This is a genomic window from Albidovulum inexpectatum, assembly GCF_002927635.1.
GTDB lineage: Bacteria > Pseudomonadota > Alphaproteobacteria > Rhodobacterales > Rhodobacteraceae > Albidovulum > Albidovulum inexpectatum.
The window spans coordinates 17456-30372 of sequence record NZ_PRDS01000009.1; the positions used below are offsets into that span (position 1 = coordinate 17456).

Consider the following 12917-nt stretch of genomic DNA (forward strand, 5'->3'; position numbering starts at 1 on the left):
TTCGCTTGAGTCAATGAATTTCTTCAAATCCGGAGTTATTCCTCCAGGGTCGCAAAATACGCGGCCAACCCGGCGATTTCTTCATCGCCAAGCCGCGAGGCAATCATCTGCATGACGGGATGCGGCCGAAGCTTCTGCTTGTAGGCGTGCATCGCCAGCACGAAGTCCTCTTCCGGCCACCGCGTGATCGAGGGGATCCCCTGATCCGAGCCATCGGCGCGGTGACAGGTCTTGCACTCCGCGGCAAGATATTCGCCGTATTCCGGGTCGCCCTTCAGCGCCAGGATCTCGGGCGACAGGTCCGGGTTGTCGGGCCGCGCGGTGGGCTCTGCCTCGGGGATGTCCCGAGGCTTGTCGGAATACTGGCGCAGAAACGCCAAAAGATCTTGGCGGTCCTGCGCATCCTTCATGCCAGGATAGGACATGCGCGTGCCGCTGGCAAAGACGCGCGGGTTTTCGATATAGGCGTCGAGCGTCTCGAAGGTCCAGACCAGACCATCCCTGCCGGCGCGCGTCAGGCTGCGTGAATACGGGAATCCCTCGATCGAGGCTGCCTTGCGCCCGAAAACCCCGTTCAGATGCGGTCCAATCGCATTTTTCGCATCCGGACCGATCCGGTGGCATCCCGAACACTGACTCCACAATTGGGCGCCGCGTTCGACATCGCCCGTTTCGGCGGCGGCCAGGGGCGTTGCCATGGCCACCGCGATGGTCAGGGATACCGACAGGCCGCGGATTTGCCCGACCCACTTCATCCTAACCTCCGAACGTCGAAAGATAGGCAATCACCGCGTCAATGTCCTCGGGCTTCTTGAGACCGGCAAAGGACATCTTGGTGCCCTTGATGAACTTCTTCGGCGCGGCAAGGTATTCGTGCAGGTTCTCGGGCGTCCAGACCAGACCGTCTTCCGCGGCGGCCTTCATGGCGTTGGAGTACTTGAACCCGTCAACCGCAGCGGCCGGGCGTCCGACGACACCGTTCAGGACCGGACCGGTGCCGTTCTTGGCACCCTCGCCGACCTTGTGACAGGCCTTGCACTTTCTGAACACCTTTTCCCCGGCCGCGACCAGAGCTGGATCGGGCGCGGCCATGGCCGTAGCTTCGGCCTCGGCCGCCGGTTCGGCCTGAGCCTCATCCGCGGGGGCTTCGGGTGCGGTGTCGTTCTGGGCAACTTCGAACCAGTCCGGAATCGTGCCTGCCGGGCGCCCGTCCGGGTCGGTCGGAGTCACTTTCAGGTCGGCCGCGCGCTTGGTGATCTTCACCTCGCCCTTGCAATCGGTCATGCAAGGTTCGACGCGGAACTTCGGATATTCGACCTCGGCCCGGTCATCGGGGTAAAAGCCGTTTTCATTGGGCAGGTGGATTTCGGTGAAGTTCTCTTTCGACAGCACGAAATCTTCGTCCACCAGTCCGTTCGAATACAGCAGGAAGGCCGTGATCGCATAAGTCTCGTCCGGGGTGACCGTCTGAGCGGCGCCAAACGGCATCGAACGGTGGATGTAATCCCACACGGTCGAAAGATAGGGCCAGTAAGAGCCGATCGTCTTGACCGGGCGGCGATCGGTAAGGGTTCCCTGGCCACCGGCCAGAACGGGCCAGTTGTCGATGCCCTCGGCGAAATCACCGTGGCACATGGCACATTTCTCGGCAAAGACCTCCTCGCCGGTGGAAACGTCGCCCGACCCTTCGGGCAGACCGCGCCCATCGGGCAGAACGACCACGTCCCAGGCCTCGATTTCCTCGGGGACCGCGGGGCGCCCAAGGCCCAGCTTGTCGGCCCAGACGGGGCTTGCGGCCATCACGGCGGCAAGCGACAGGGCAAGCTTAAGAGACTTCGACATTCTCGACCTCTCCGTCTTCGCGGACCCACCAGGTCTGGATCCCGTTGTTGTGATAGACGCTGTTCAGCCCCCGGATCTCGCGCAGCTGATCCTTGGTCGGCTGGACATAGCCCGTTTCGTCCATCGCGCGCGATTGCAGCAGCATTTCGCGCCCGTCCCAATCGATGTTCAGATGGAACCGGGTCAGGGCTTTCGGCTTGATGTCACCGCTCAGCTGGGCCTCGGTCCATGTACGGCCGCCATCCAGCGAAACGTCGACGCGGGCGATCTTGCCATGGCCCGACCAGGCAAGCCCGGTGATGACCAGCGGCCCCTTGCCGTGACGGATTGGCGCCTGCGGGCTGGGCGAGGTGATGACAGACTTGGCATCCATCACCCAGGTCCATTTGCGCGCCCGGCCATCGGGCATCAGGTCGGTATATTTCGACGTCTCCTCGCGGCTTTCGACCGCGCGGTCATAGACCGCGATGCGGCGCAGCCACTTGACCCACATGTTGCCTTCCCAGCCGGGAACGACCAGACGGACCGGATAGCCATGCTCCTTGCGCAGGGCCTCGCCATTGGCAAAGAAGGCCACCATCACGTCGTCCATCGCCTTTTCCAGAGGGATCGACCGGCCGTTCGAGGATGCGTCCGCCCCCTCGACATAGACCCATTTGCCTTCCGGCTTGATACCGGCTTCGTTCAGGATGTCTCGCAGCAGCACCCCGGTATATTCCATGTTATGGATCATGCCATGGGTGAACTGGGCGCCTTGCAGCTGGGCGCCGCCCCATTCCATCCCGCCATTCGCGGCGCATTCACAGAAGAAGGTCTGAACGTGGCGCGGGAAGCGCGTCAGATCTTCGTAGGTGAAGACCAGCGGCGTATCGACCAGGCCGTTCACCATCAGACGGTAATCCGATTTTGACAGCTCGATCGCGCCCGAATGGTGGCGCTCAAAGGCGCAGCCCTGCGGCGTGATCGTGCCCTCGAGTGCATGGATCGGCGTGAAGTTGATCGACGAAATCGGGCTTTCCGTCAGCCACGGCACGTTGCGACGCACCACATGGCTTTCAAAGCGGATGGGCATGCCATAGGGCGTGGCATCCACCGGGTCGCCGAATTCGCTGGCCCACGGTTGAACCTGCGTAATCAGCGGGTCGGGCACGGCCGCGGACACGCGCCCCGCGGCGATCGCCCCGCCCGCGGCAAGCCCTGCGCCCAGAATGGCGCGGCGGCTTGTGCCTTTCTTCTCGGTCTCGGACATTGAAACCTCCTGCACGTTGTGTTCCTGCCCCAACCGGGGCGACTTGATCAGGCGCCGACGACCTTCACCGAGTTGTTCGGATCGATCGTCACGGTCCCCTTGCGACGAATCCAGCTTTCCACCAGATCCCAGATCGCGGGGCCTTCGGTGCCCTCGTTCACGCTGGCCCAGCCGGCCACCACATAGCTGCGGTTCGGATCGATCGGCTCGCCGGTCTTCAGCAGCGTCATGTCCGAGATCCGGCTGCCTTGCGGCTTGGTGATACCGATGCGGTAGCCCATGCCACCGACGCGAACCATGTCGCCGCCCTGCTGGTAATAGGGATCGGGGTTGAACAGGTTGTCAGCGACATCCTCCAGTACCGTGTGCAGAACTTCGCCTGTCATCTCGGTCCTGTAGGCCTGCGGATAGGACATCGAGGTCACGTTGAAGAGATCCTCGCGCGTGATCGGTTCGCCCGGCAGCAGCGACGGCCCCCAGCGGAAACCCGGGCTGAGCGCGATATCGGCCTCGCGCTCTTCGATCAGAGCGTTGCAGATCAGGTCGTCCCAGGTTCCATTGAAATTGCCGCGCCGGTACAGCAGGCTTTCGGACGTGCCCAGGACCTCTTCCAGCTCGGACTTGTAAGGCGCGCGCTGCTCGTCGATCAGGGCCGCGATTTCGGCATCCGGCTGAATCACGTCCGAGAAGATCGGGATCAGCTTGTGACGGAAGCCCATCATCCTGCCGTCGCGGACGTCCAGATCGACCCGGCTGACGAACTTGCCGTTCGATCCGCTGGCGATCAGGATGGTTTCCCCGACCAGCACCGGCTCGGGCAGGGCGTCATGCGTATGGCCAGTCAGGATCACATCGATACCGGGCACGCGCGCGGCCATCTTGCGGTCCACGTCAAAGCCATTGTGCGACAGCACGACAACCAGATCCGCGCCAGCGTCGCGCACCTCTTGGACGACCTCTGCCATCCGCTCTTCCCGAATGCCGAAGGACAGGCCGGGGAACATCCATTTCGGGTTGGCGATCGGCAGATAGGGGAAGGCCTGGCCGATCACCGCGACCTGCGCGCCGCCGACCTCGAACATCTTGTAGGGTTCATAGGCAGGCTCTTCCCATTCGGCGTCGAAGATGTTGGCGCCCAGCATCGGGAAAGGAAGACTTTCGACGATCTCGTTCACGCGGTCGATGCCCAGGGTGAATTCCCAATGTGCCGTCATGGCGTCGGGCTTCAGCGCGTTCATCACGTTGACCATGTCCTGGCCCGCGGTGCGCAGCGCCGTCAGCGAACCCTGCCAGGTATCCCCACCATCAAGCAGAAGGGCATCGGGGCGCGCGGCCCGGATGGACTTGATCACGGTCGCCACGCGATCGAGCCCGCCCATCTTGCCATAGGTGCGGGCAAGCGCCACGAAATCCTCGTAGGTCAGCGCATAGGCTTCGGGGCTGCCCGGGGTAATACCGTAAAGCTTCAGAAACTCCGCACCGGTCACATGCGGCACCTTTCCACGCGCCTCGCCAACGCCAAGATTGATCTCGGGCTCGCGGAACCAGATCGGCTTGAGCTGCGCGTGGATGTCGGTAATGTGGATCAGCGTGACGTTCCCGAAATCGGGAAATTCCAGCAGTTGATCCTGGCTCAATTGCTGTTGTGCGGCCAGGCGGGCCCAGCGCCCGGTGCCCGAGCCGCCCCAGATCGCGGATGCCGCCAAGGCGGCCTGCAGGAAGTCACGCCGAGAAATCATGCTCTCACCCTGAGTTCAGGCAACAGAAAGACGTTCCCGCAAGCGGGTGACGCTGCCTGTTGATTGATCGATTGTCAGGCCGAGCGGTCGCCCGCCCGGCCAATATTCCAAGATGTCAGTTCCGCACCGAAGGTCCTTCGACCGACAGCCCATTGCCGCGCGATGCGACATAGACCTCGAGCGCGATGAATTCGGGCGACCCTTCCTTGAAGGTTTCCGCCCGCGTGTCGCGGATGCAGCCCTTGAAGCGGCTGTGGATCGAATTCAGCCGGGCGTTCTTCAGACGATAGGTCGGAAAACCGTTGATCTGCCCCTGGCTGAGGTGGTCGGCGCGAATGTAGTTGCCGTAATTGTCTTCGTGACAATTCGCGCAGGAAAGCTCCAGCTGACCGTAGCGGGTATAGTACATTTCCTTGCCCTTCTCCCAATAGGGGGCGGCAGGACCGTCAATCGCCACGTTCATCGGAATTCCGCGCGAAACATACGAGATCAGCGCCGTCATGTTCACCATGTCGGCGTCGTTCCAGCCCCAGGCCTCGGCGCCCATCCGTTCGGTGCGGCAGTCGTTGATGTACATCTCCAACGTGTACATCTCGCCCTTGGCCTCGTTGAACTTGGGCATCACGGCGCGCACACCGCGCAGCGATTCCGGTTCGCCATGGCAGCTGGCACAGGACTTGCCCTCGGTGCCGTCCGCGGTGTTCCAGACCTCCTTCGCCGCATCCACGGCCAACATGCCGGGATTGTCGAAATCGTCACGCTCCATGTCGCGCGTGTCCGCGTCGCGGAAATGCCAGCCCGAATATTGTTCGGACAGACCCTCGATATAGTCGGGGGCCTTTTCGGTATGGGTGATCATCTCGATTTCGCCGTTGATCACCAGCTTGTCTTCGGCCGGATCGGCCCAGGTCGCCATCCCCGTCAGGGCGACCAGTGCCACGGATCCCGCGAGTGTTCTGATTTTCATGCCTTCTCCTCCCTGAAGGGTGTCAGGCGAAAACCGCCCGACGCCTTCGCATGACCGGCCTCAAGCGATCTCGATCGACTTCGTTTCCTCGTAGACCGAGCCATCGTCGTCGTACCAGGTGAACTTGAATTCGCCCGACTGATCGACCCGCGCTTCGAACTCGAAATACGGGTTGGTCGAAATCGCGGGCTCGAGCGTCACATCGATGACGTTCTGGCCGTTGAAGTCGCAGGTAAAGCGATTGATGATCGAGCGCGGAATGATGTTGCCATCCTTGTCCTTGCGCTGCCCCGATTCCATCGGGTGGCTGATCAGGGTCTTGATGGTCACGACCTCGCCGGCAGAAGCCTTCGACGGGACCTTGACGCGGGGTTTGACATTGTCTGCCATGTTGATGCTCTCCCTTTCCTCAGCCGCCGCAGCCGCCGATCGTGACCTTCACGGTCGCCTGTGTCTTGACGACCGAACCGTCCGCCATCTTCGCCAGCGCGATGACGTCCTGGGTCTTGGCCAGGCGAATCCGTGTCGAAGCCGATTGCGAGCCGGCAGCCGGGCCGAACCTGAATGTCGCCACCGGCGGCGTCGGGTTGCCCGTGGCCAGAAGCATGATCGCCTCGGCGCCCGGGGCGCTGACGCTGACCGGGACGGTATTGCCGTTCTCGGCAATTTCCGGGGCCGTCAGCGTAATGCCGCCTTCGCCGATTTCGGCGCCACCGGCAAATTCCGCCATCAATTCTTCCACGGTGCTGGCCATGGCCGGCATGGGCAGCATGGTCGCGGCGATTCCGCCAAGACCGATCGCCAGGGCTTCTCGTCTGTTCAGTTTCATTGCGGTTTCCTCACTAGATCGTATGCGCGCGGCAACCCGACAGGTCGCGGCGTCATTCCTTGAGCGTCATCAGGTAGGCGACGACATCCTCGACCTCCTGCGCCGAAAGCAGCGGCGGCAGATCTCCCTTTGGCGCCTTGCCGGTAAACCCGTCGCCCGGACGGATATAGGGGCCGGTCTTGTAGAAGGACGGCATGATCGTGCCTTCAAAGGTCTTCTTGGCGTCCGCCACGATGCCACGCAGCTGCGCCTCGCTCCAGCGATCGCCCGCACCATCCAGCGCGGGGCCGATATTGCCCTGGAACGGCACATCCGGCAGCGCCGACACCTGATGGCAGGCCACGCAGTTTCCCTTGCTCTTGTTCGAGACGATTTCTGCGCCACGCGCGGGATCGCCCGGCTGGCCTGTCAGCGACTGGGCAACGGCACCATACTCGTCGTAAACGACATCGCCCGGCGCGATCTCTGCCATCGCGGCGCTGGCGAACGATGCCGTCAGGGCCAGGCCCCAGATTGTCTGACGCTTCATCGACGTCCTCCCTGTTCTCTCCCGCCCAAAGACTAGCGCATGGGTCGGGCTGCAAGCAACATGAAATTCGGTTGCGTGAATATGAGCCCGCGCAAACCTCTATTGAGACTGCCCGCCCGTCATCCGTTCGGCCAGATATTTCTGAAAATGCTGCCCGGATTCGTAACCGTGGTCGCGCACCCAGGTCAGAAGCGCGGCCGTGGTCCCCTTGCCGAAGGCGCCCGGCATCGTCGCGACCGCGGCCTGAGCGGCGGTCTGCCCTTCGGGCACCTCCTCGGGCAGGAAGATCATCGTCGGCGTGAAGACGACACCCCATTTCACGGCCATGTCCTTTTCCGGCAGCGTTTCGCCGTCAAAGTCGGTGACCTCGACATCACCGAACAGGTTCATCTGGATGACGAAGTAATGATCACGGATCAGCCTGTCGATCTCGGGATCCACAAAGACCTCTTCATGCATCTTCGTGCAGTAGATGCAGCCGCGCTGCTCGACGATGATCATCAGCCGCTTGCCTTCCGCATTGGCTTCGGCCAGGTCCTCGCGCAGATCCTTGAACGTGTCGCGCAGCCAGTCGGGCTTGTGAAGGCCGTCGTCGCCCAGGGGCGGCGGCTCGATCGCCGCGACCGGAAGCGCCATCGTCAGCGCCGTCAGGGCAGCAGCAAGTGTTTTCTTCATGGTTTCCTCCCTCCTCACAGGAAACGTGTCGTCCAGGGCATGTGTCGGATCATGAAATCGGCAATCGCATTCACGGACCCCGTCGCAATCAGGATCGCGAACAGGATCAGCATGACGCCCATCGCCTTTTCGACATAGCCAAGATATTTCCGATGCCGGTTCATCCAGCGCAGGAAGGGCCGCGCAAATGCCGCGGCCAGCACGAAAGGCGCGGTCATACCAAGGCCATAGACCAGCAAAAGCGCCCCGCCCTGCCAGATCGTATCCTGGCCCGAGGCCACCATCAGGATCGCGGCCAGCGCCGGACCAACGCAGGGGGTCCAGCCAAACCCGAATGCAAGCCCCATGACATAGGCACCAAGCATGGTCGAGGGCTCGACCTTGGCTTCAAGCCGTGCCTCGCGATACAGGATCGGGATGCGGATCACGCCCAGGAAATGCAGGCCAAACAGAAACAGGATGCCCGCCGCGACCCATGCCAGCGGACGCAACCATTCGCGAAAAAGCTGACCAAGGGCCGTTGCCCCCATGCCCAGCAGAACAAAGATCGTCGTCACGCCAAGCGCAAAGGCAATCGCCGACAGGACCAGCCGTATCTGCGCCCCCGGGGCGATGGTCGAATCCGACCTCAGCTCGGCCATCGAAATTCCGGCCATGTAGCACAGATAGAATGGCACCATGGGCAGGATGCAGGGTGAAAGAAACGACAGCAGCCCGGCAAGGGCTGCACCGCCAAATGTCGGATCGGTCAGCATGATCGGTGTGGCTCCTCCGCGCCGTCGGGCGCACAGATCGCCCAGGTTGTGCGCCGACGACATTCATATTAGAATTTTTAGATACAATTTTCGGGGCGTCAACATGGCTTTCATGCGCAGCCTGGCGACCGCTGCCCTCGCCGCCATGACCTTGCTTCTCGCCGGGACCTTGTCCGCGGCGGAATTGCGACTGATCATGGTCGAACAGCCCGGATGCATATATTGCGCCCGCTGGGATGCCCAGATCGCGCCGATCTACCCCAAGACGCCCGAGGGCAGGATCGCACCGCTTGAGCGCGTGCAGCTGCGCGGACCCTATCCTCCGGATGTCAGGCTTCAGCGCCCCCCGACCTTTACGCCGACCTTCATCCTCGTGGCCGATGGGGCGGAAGTCGGCCGGATCGAGGGCTATCCGGGCGAGGACTTCTTCTGGGGGCTGCTGGACCAGTTGCTGCAAGAGGCCGGGGCCTGGCCTGCGGAAACGGGCCAATGACGGCCGGCCCTGTTCACGCGCGCCGCGACGACAGCGCGGCGACGGCCGGCCCATCGCCGATTCTGGCGCCAGGCACGGCGGTCGAGGATGCGGCCGCATTCCTGAAGGCACTTTCGCATGAGGGGCGGCTGGCGATCCTTTGCCTGCTTCTTGACGGCGAAAAATCGGTGACGGAACTCGAAACCCTGCTGGACCAGCGCCAGTCGGCCGTCAGCCAGCAACTTGCCCGCCTTCGGCTGGAAGGGCTGGTTCAGCCGCGCCGCGAAGGCAAGGTCGTCTACTATTCGTTGCAGGATGATCGTTGCCGTCGCATGATCGCGCTGCTGAGCGAATTCTTTTGCGCGCCACCCCAGCCGAACGCCAAGCAGGCAAACGGGACGGGGCGAGCGAACGGAGACAGACCATGATCGAAACACTGCCCGCCGGTGTCTGGGCAGCCATATTCGGGCTGATCGGCGGTTGCGTTCTTGGGCTTGCTGCCCGTCTGGGCGACTTCTGTACGCTCGGGGCGCTGGAATCGGCGGCCTACGGTGCCGACCAGCGAAGGCTTCGGTTATGGGGCATCGTTCTGGGCGTTGCCATCATCACGACATTTCTTGCCGAAACCGCGGGATGGGCCGAGCCGCGCCAGACATTCTATCATACCATCTCGTGGAACCCGATTGCCTCGGTCCTGGGCGGGCTGATCTTCGGTTATGGCATGGCAATGGCGGGGAATTGCGGTTTCGGCGCCCTGGTCCGGTTCGGCGGGGGCGATTTGCGTTCCTTGGTCGTCGTTGTCGTGATCGGCATCTTTGCCTTTGCAACGCTTTCGGGCCCCATCGCGCCCCTGCGCGTCCTTCTTTTCCCGCAAGAGCCCGCAAGTACAACCCAGGGCATTGCACACTTGCTGGCCGCACAGACCGGCCTGCCGGCACTGACATATGCCACGATCGCCGGGATCGCGGCCATTTCCTGGGCCCTTGCACATCACCCGCTGCGCCAACGGCCCGGCATGATTGCCTGGGGCGTCGCCGCCGGGCTTGCCGTGACTTTTTGCCTGGTCGCAACCACCTGGGCGTGGCGCGAATCCTTTGGCGAAGTCAGTGTCGAGGGCCCGTCCTTCACCGCCCCGCTTGGGCGCACGCTGATCTATTTCATGACCTCGACGGCTGGAGGCATCAGCTTTTCCGTCGGCATGGTCGCAGGCGTGCTGGGCGGGGCCTTTGCCGGCTCGGTGTTCCGGGGTCGTTTTCGGTGGGAAGCCTGCGAAGATCCGCGCGAGCTTGGCCGACAGGTGATGGGGGCCGCGCTGATGGGCATCGGCGGCACATTGGCGCTTGGCTGTTCGATCGGCCAGGGCGTGACGGCAATGGCGACGCTCGCCGTCTCGGCCCCGGTGACGCTGGCCGCAATCGTTGCCGGCGGATTGATCGGGCTGCGCCAGCTGATCGAAGGCTACCAGCCTGACTAGACGTTACGGGCGGGGACAGCCCCGCCCGAGAGGTCAATAGATCACCACGCTGCGGATCGACTCGCCCGCGTGCATCAGGTCGAAGCCCTTGTTGATCTCGTCCAGAGACAGCCGGTGCGTGATCATCGGGTCGATCTCGATCTTCCCGTCCATGTACCAGTCCACGATCTGGGGCACATCCGTCCGCCCCCTGGCACCGCCAAAGGCCGTGCCTTTCCAGACCCGCCCGGTGACCAGCTGGAACGGCCGCGTCGAGATTTCGGCACCGGCAGGCGCGACGCCGATGATCACACTGACACCCCACCCCCGATGCGTGCATTCCAGCGCATCGCGCATGACCTTCACGTTTCCGGTGCAGTCGAACGAATAATCCGCGCCGCCGATCCGGTCGAAAGGCGTCTTCGTCATCTCCACGATTTCCTGGACGACGTTTTCGCAATCCTTGGGATTGATGAAATGGGTCATGCCGAACCGCTCGGCCATGGCCTTCTTGGCCGGGTTCACATCGACGCCGATGATCATGTCGGCACCGGCAAGCCTCAGCCCCTGGATGACATTCAGCCCGATTCCGCCCAGACCGAACACGACGGCCTTGGCGCCGATCTCGACCTTCGCCGTGTTGATCACCGCGCCGATGCCGGTCGTCACCCCGCAGCCGATATAGCAGATCTTGTCGAATGGCGCGTCCTCGCGCACCTTCGCCACGGCGATCTCGGGCAGAACGGTATGGTTCGAGAAGGTCGAGCAGCCCATGTAATGCAGGATCGGGTCGCCATCGAGCGTCGAAAAGCGCGTGGTGCCGTCCGGCATAAGCCCCTGCCCCTGCGTGTCGCGAATGGCCGTGCACAGGTTCGTCTTGCGCGACAGGCAGGACGGGCATTCCCGGCATTCGGGCGTGTAGAGCGGGATCACATGGTCGCCCGGACGCACGCTTTTCACGCCTTCGCCGACCTCGACCACGACGCCCGCGCCCTCATGCCCCAGGATCGCGGGAAAGCGACCTTCGGGATCCGCCCCGGACAGCGTGAATTCGTCGGTGTGACAGATGCCGGTGGCCTTGATCTCGACCAGAACCTCGCCCGGACGGGGGCCTTCCAGATTGACTTCCATCACCTCCAGCGGGTTGCCAGCCTCGATCGCCACCGCGGCCCTTGTACGCATTGTGTTCTCCCCCTGTCGGTTGCTTCGATTTGTAAATGATAGAACACCGCGTGATTGCCCCCGGGGCGAAAGCCGACCGGGCATCGGCGATCAACGGCGCGTGAGTCTGCGAAACCACCCCTTCTTTGGCTGCGCCTCGGTGTCGTCAGCCTGGGCGGCCTCGACCTCTGCCTCTTCGGGTTCCTCGACAGCCTCCTGAAAGCGAGAGAAGAACTCGTCAGCCAGCTTGCGGGCGAATCCGTCGATGATCCGACTGCCCAGCTGCGCGAGCTTGCCGCCGACCATTGCCTCGACTTCATAGGAAAGGGCGGTACCGTCTCCTTCAGGGGCGACAAGAACGCGCGCACTGCCCCTGGCGAAACCGGCTGGACCGCCTTTGCCCTCGCCGCTGATCGTCAGCGACCTGCCCGGCACGATATCGTCCAGCGAGACACGCCCCGTAAAGCGCGCCTTGACCGGTCCGACCTTCTGGACGACGACGGCCTCATACCCCTCTTCCGGACTGCCGTTCAGGCTCTCGCAGCCCGGTATGCAGCGGCACAGGACCTCGGGGTCCAGAAGCGCGGCCCAGACCGTATCGGGGTCGGCCGCTATGACGCGGTGATCCTTCAACTCCATGCAATCCTCCCTGCCCGCCTGACTTGGCCCTTGCGTCAAAGTGTGACCTGCCGCACGCGGACGCGCAACAGCGGGTTTCATCATGCAGGACGACACGTTGCGAAGGGGCGCGGTTTCGCCCATGATCGCCGCCGGGCAATCATGTGAAGGCAGGCAAGATGCGTCAATTACTGGTTCTGAACGGCCCCAACCTGAATCTGCTGGGCAAGCGCGAGCCACAGCTTTACGGCGCGACGACCTTGGCCGATCTCGAGGCGCTTTGCACGCGCACGGCCGCGCGGCACGGGTTACGGGCAGATTGTCGTCAATCGAACCGCGAATACGAACTGATCGACTGGATTCACGAGGCGCGCGACCAGCATGCCGCGATCGTCATCAATGCCGGCGCCTACAGCCACACCTCGATCGCGATTCTGGACGCGCTGAATGCCTTCGACGGCCCCGTGATCGAGGTGCATATCACCAACATCCACCGCCGCGAACCGTTCCGGCATCATTCCCATGTCTCGGCGCGGGCGGACGCGCTGATCGCGGGGGCCGGCGTGCAGGGATATGCCTTCGCGATCGAGCGTGTCGCATCGCTTCTGGACGGCACGGCCATCTGACT

Annotated in this window: 16 protein-coding genes; 4 read left to right on the forward strand and 12 right to left on the reverse strand. The window is 63.0% G+C overall.

All coding sequences use genetic code 11. The features are described 5' to 3' along the window. Positions 1-35: 35 nt before the first annotated feature. The 10 genes from LV82_RS12510 to LV82_RS12555 form a co-directional block, all read right to left on the reverse strand. The gene (locus LV82_RS12510; protein WP_104072204.1) at positions 36-755 is read right to left on the reverse strand and encodes a c-type cytochrome; all 720 of its coding nucleotides are present in this window, start codon (positions 753-755) and stop codon (positions 36-38) included. 1 nt (position 756) lies between these two features. Further along, the gene (locus tag LV82_RS12515) at positions 757-1842 is read right to left on the reverse strand and encodes a c-type cytochrome (protein ID WP_104072206.1); all 1086 of its coding nucleotides are present in this window, start codon (positions 1840-1842) and stop codon (positions 757-759) included. Then, positions 1826-3091, reverse strand: a complete 1266-nt coding sequence (gene soxC / locus LV82_RS12520) for a sulfite dehydrogenase (protein ID WP_104072207.1) — start codon at positions 3089-3091, stop codon at positions 1826-1828. Before soxC ends, LV82_RS12515 begins: the two co-directional genes overlap by 17 nt. A 47-nt stretch (positions 3092-3138) precedes the next feature. After that, entirely contained in the window at positions 3139-4830 is a 1692-nt protein-coding gene (gene soxB, locus LV82_RS12525; protein ID WP_104072209.1) for a thiosulfohydrolase SoxB, read from the reverse strand. Positions 4831-4945: 115 nt separating this feature from the next. Then, a complete protein-coding gene (soxA, locus tag LV82_RS12530) occupies positions 4946-5797 on the reverse strand; it encodes a sulfur oxidation c-type cytochrome SoxA (RefSeq protein ID WP_104072211.1) in 852 nt (283 codons plus the stop codon). 60 nt (positions 5798-5857) lie between these two features. Then, positions 5858-6187: a thiosulfate oxidation carrier complex protein SoxZ gene (gene soxZ, locus LV82_RS12535; protein WP_104072213.1), complete on the reverse strand. Its 330-nt coding sequence runs from the start codon at positions 6185-6187 to the stop codon at positions 5858-5860. Between the two features lie 19 nt (positions 6188-6206). Beyond that, entirely contained in the window at positions 6207-6626 is a 420-nt protein-coding gene (gene soxY, locus LV82_RS12540; RefSeq protein ID WP_104072215.1) for a thiosulfate oxidation carrier protein SoxY, read from the reverse strand. A 52-nt stretch (positions 6627-6678) separates the two neighbouring features. Next, complete coding sequence (soxX, locus tag LV82_RS12545) at positions 6679-7155, reverse strand: sulfur oxidation c-type cytochrome SoxX (protein ID WP_104072217.1); 477 nt, start codon at positions 7153-7155, stop codon at positions 6679-6681. A gap of 99 nt (positions 7156-7254) precedes the next feature. Then, a complete protein-coding gene (locus LV82_RS12550; protein ID WP_104072219.1) occupies positions 7255-7830 on the reverse strand; it encodes a SoxW family protein in 576 nt (191 codons plus the stop codon). 14 nt (positions 7831-7844) lie between these two features. Continuing rightward, positions 7845-8585, reverse strand: coding sequence for a cytochrome c biogenesis CcdA family protein (locus LV82_RS12555; protein WP_425427753.1), 741 nt, complete (start codon positions 8583-8585; stop codon positions 7845-7847). A gap of 112 nt (positions 8586-8697) precedes the next feature. On the opposite strand from LV82_RS12555, the gene LV82_RS12560 reads away from it, so the two are divergent. Genes LV82_RS12560 through LV82_RS12570 form a run of 3 tightly spaced genes read left to right on the forward strand, consistent with a single transcriptional unit; the run spans position 8698 to position 10531 of the window. Beyond that, the gene (locus tag LV82_RS12560) at positions 8698-9078 is read left to right on the forward strand and encodes a hypothetical protein (RefSeq protein WP_211289216.1); all 381 of its coding nucleotides are present in this window, start codon (positions 8698-8700) and stop codon (positions 9076-9078) included. After that, entirely contained in the window at positions 9075-9485 is a 411-nt protein-coding gene (locus LV82_RS12565) for an ArsR/SmtB family transcription factor (RefSeq protein WP_104072223.1), read from the forward strand. Before LV82_RS12560 ends, LV82_RS12565 begins: the two co-directional genes overlap by 4 nt. Next, positions 9482-10531: a YeeE/YedE family protein gene (locus LV82_RS12570; protein ID WP_170063426.1), complete on the forward strand. Its 1050-nt coding sequence runs from the start codon at positions 9482-9484 to the stop codon at positions 10529-10531. The genes LV82_RS12565 and LV82_RS12570 overlap by 4 nt, the downstream gene beginning before the upstream one ends. Positions 10532-10564: 33 nt before the next feature. Here the strand turns inward: LV82_RS12570 and LV82_RS12575 are convergent, their stop codons facing one another. Together LV82_RS12575 and LV82_RS12580 are read right to left on the reverse strand one after the other, a co-directional pair. After that, entirely contained in the window at positions 10565-11692 is a 1128-nt protein-coding gene (locus LV82_RS12575) for an S-(hydroxymethyl)glutathione dehydrogenase/class III alcohol dehydrogenase (protein WP_104072225.1), read from the reverse strand. Positions 11693-11782: 90 nt separating this feature from the next. Further along, positions 11783-12310, reverse strand: coding sequence for an SRPBCC family protein (locus tag LV82_RS12580; RefSeq protein ID WP_104072227.1), 528 nt, complete (start codon positions 12308-12310; stop codon positions 11783-11785). A 158-nt stretch (positions 12311-12468) separates the two neighbouring features. Here LV82_RS12580 and aroQ point away from each other — a divergent pair, with 158 nt between their 5' ends. After that, the gene (gene aroQ / locus LV82_RS12585) at positions 12469-12915 is read left to right on the forward strand and encodes a type II 3-dehydroquinate dehydratase (protein WP_104072379.1); all 447 of its coding nucleotides are present in this window, start codon (positions 12469-12471) and stop codon (positions 12913-12915) included. The last annotated feature ends 2 nt before the right edge of the window (positions 12916-12917 follow it).

Coding starts and splice junctions, on each gene's coding strand:
- soxB (WP_104072209.1), bottom strand. CDS start 4,830: ATGATTTCTCGGCGTGACTTCCTGCAGGCCGCCTTGGCGGCATCCGCG.
- LV82_RS12510 (WP_104072204.1), bottom strand. CDS start 755: ATGAAGTGGGTCGGGCAAATCCGCGGCCTGTCGGTATCCCTGACCATC.
- soxX (WP_104072217.1), bottom strand. CDS start 7,155: ATGAAGCGTCAGACAATCTGGGGCCTGGCCCTGACGGCATCGTTCGCC.
- LV82_RS12555 (WP_425427753.1), bottom strand. CDS start 8,585: ATGCTGACCGATCCGACATTTGGCGGTGCAGCCCTTGCCGGGCTGCTG.
- LV82_RS12570 (WP_170063426.1), top strand. CDS start 9,482: ATGATCGAAACACTGCCCGCCGGTGTCTGGGCAGCCATATTCGGGCTG.
- LV82_RS12575 (WP_104072225.1), bottom strand. CDS start 11,692: ATGCGTACAAGGGCCGCGGTGGCGATCGAGGCTGGCAACCCGCTGGAG.
- soxY (WP_104072215.1), bottom strand. CDS start 6,626: ATGAAACTGAACAGACGAGAAGCCCTGGCGATCGGTCTTGGCGGAATC.
- LV82_RS12565 (WP_104072223.1), top strand. CDS start 9,075: ATGACGGCCGGCCCTGTTCACGCGCGCCGCGACGACAGCGCGGCGACG.
- LV82_RS12580 (WP_104072227.1), bottom strand. CDS start 12,310: ATGGAGTTGAAGGATCACCGCGTCATAGCGGCCGACCCCGATACGGTC.
- LV82_RS12560 (WP_211289216.1), top strand. CDS start 8,698: ATGCGCAGCCTGGCGACCGCTGCCCTCGCCGCCATGACCTTGCTTCTC.
- soxA (WP_104072211.1), bottom strand. CDS start 5,797: ATGAAAATCAGAACACTCGCGGGATCCGTGGCACTGGTCGCCCTGACG.
- soxC (WP_104072207.1), bottom strand. CDS start 3,091: ATGTCCGAGACCGAGAAGAAAGGCACAAGCCGCCGCGCCATTCTGGGC.
- aroQ (WP_104072379.1), top strand. CDS start 12,469: ATGCGTCAATTACTGGTTCTGAACGGCCCCAACCTGAATCTGCTGGGC.
- LV82_RS12515 (WP_104072206.1), bottom strand. CDS start 1,842: ATGTCGAAGTCTCTTAAGCTTGCCCTGTCGCTTGCCGCCGTGATGGCC.
- LV82_RS12550 (WP_104072219.1), bottom strand. CDS start 7,830: ATGAAGAAAACACTTGCTGCTGCCCTGACGGCGCTGACGATGGCGCTT.
- soxZ (WP_104072213.1), bottom strand. CDS start 6,187: ATGGCAGACAATGTCAAACCCCGCGTCAAGGTCCCGTCGAAGGCTTCT.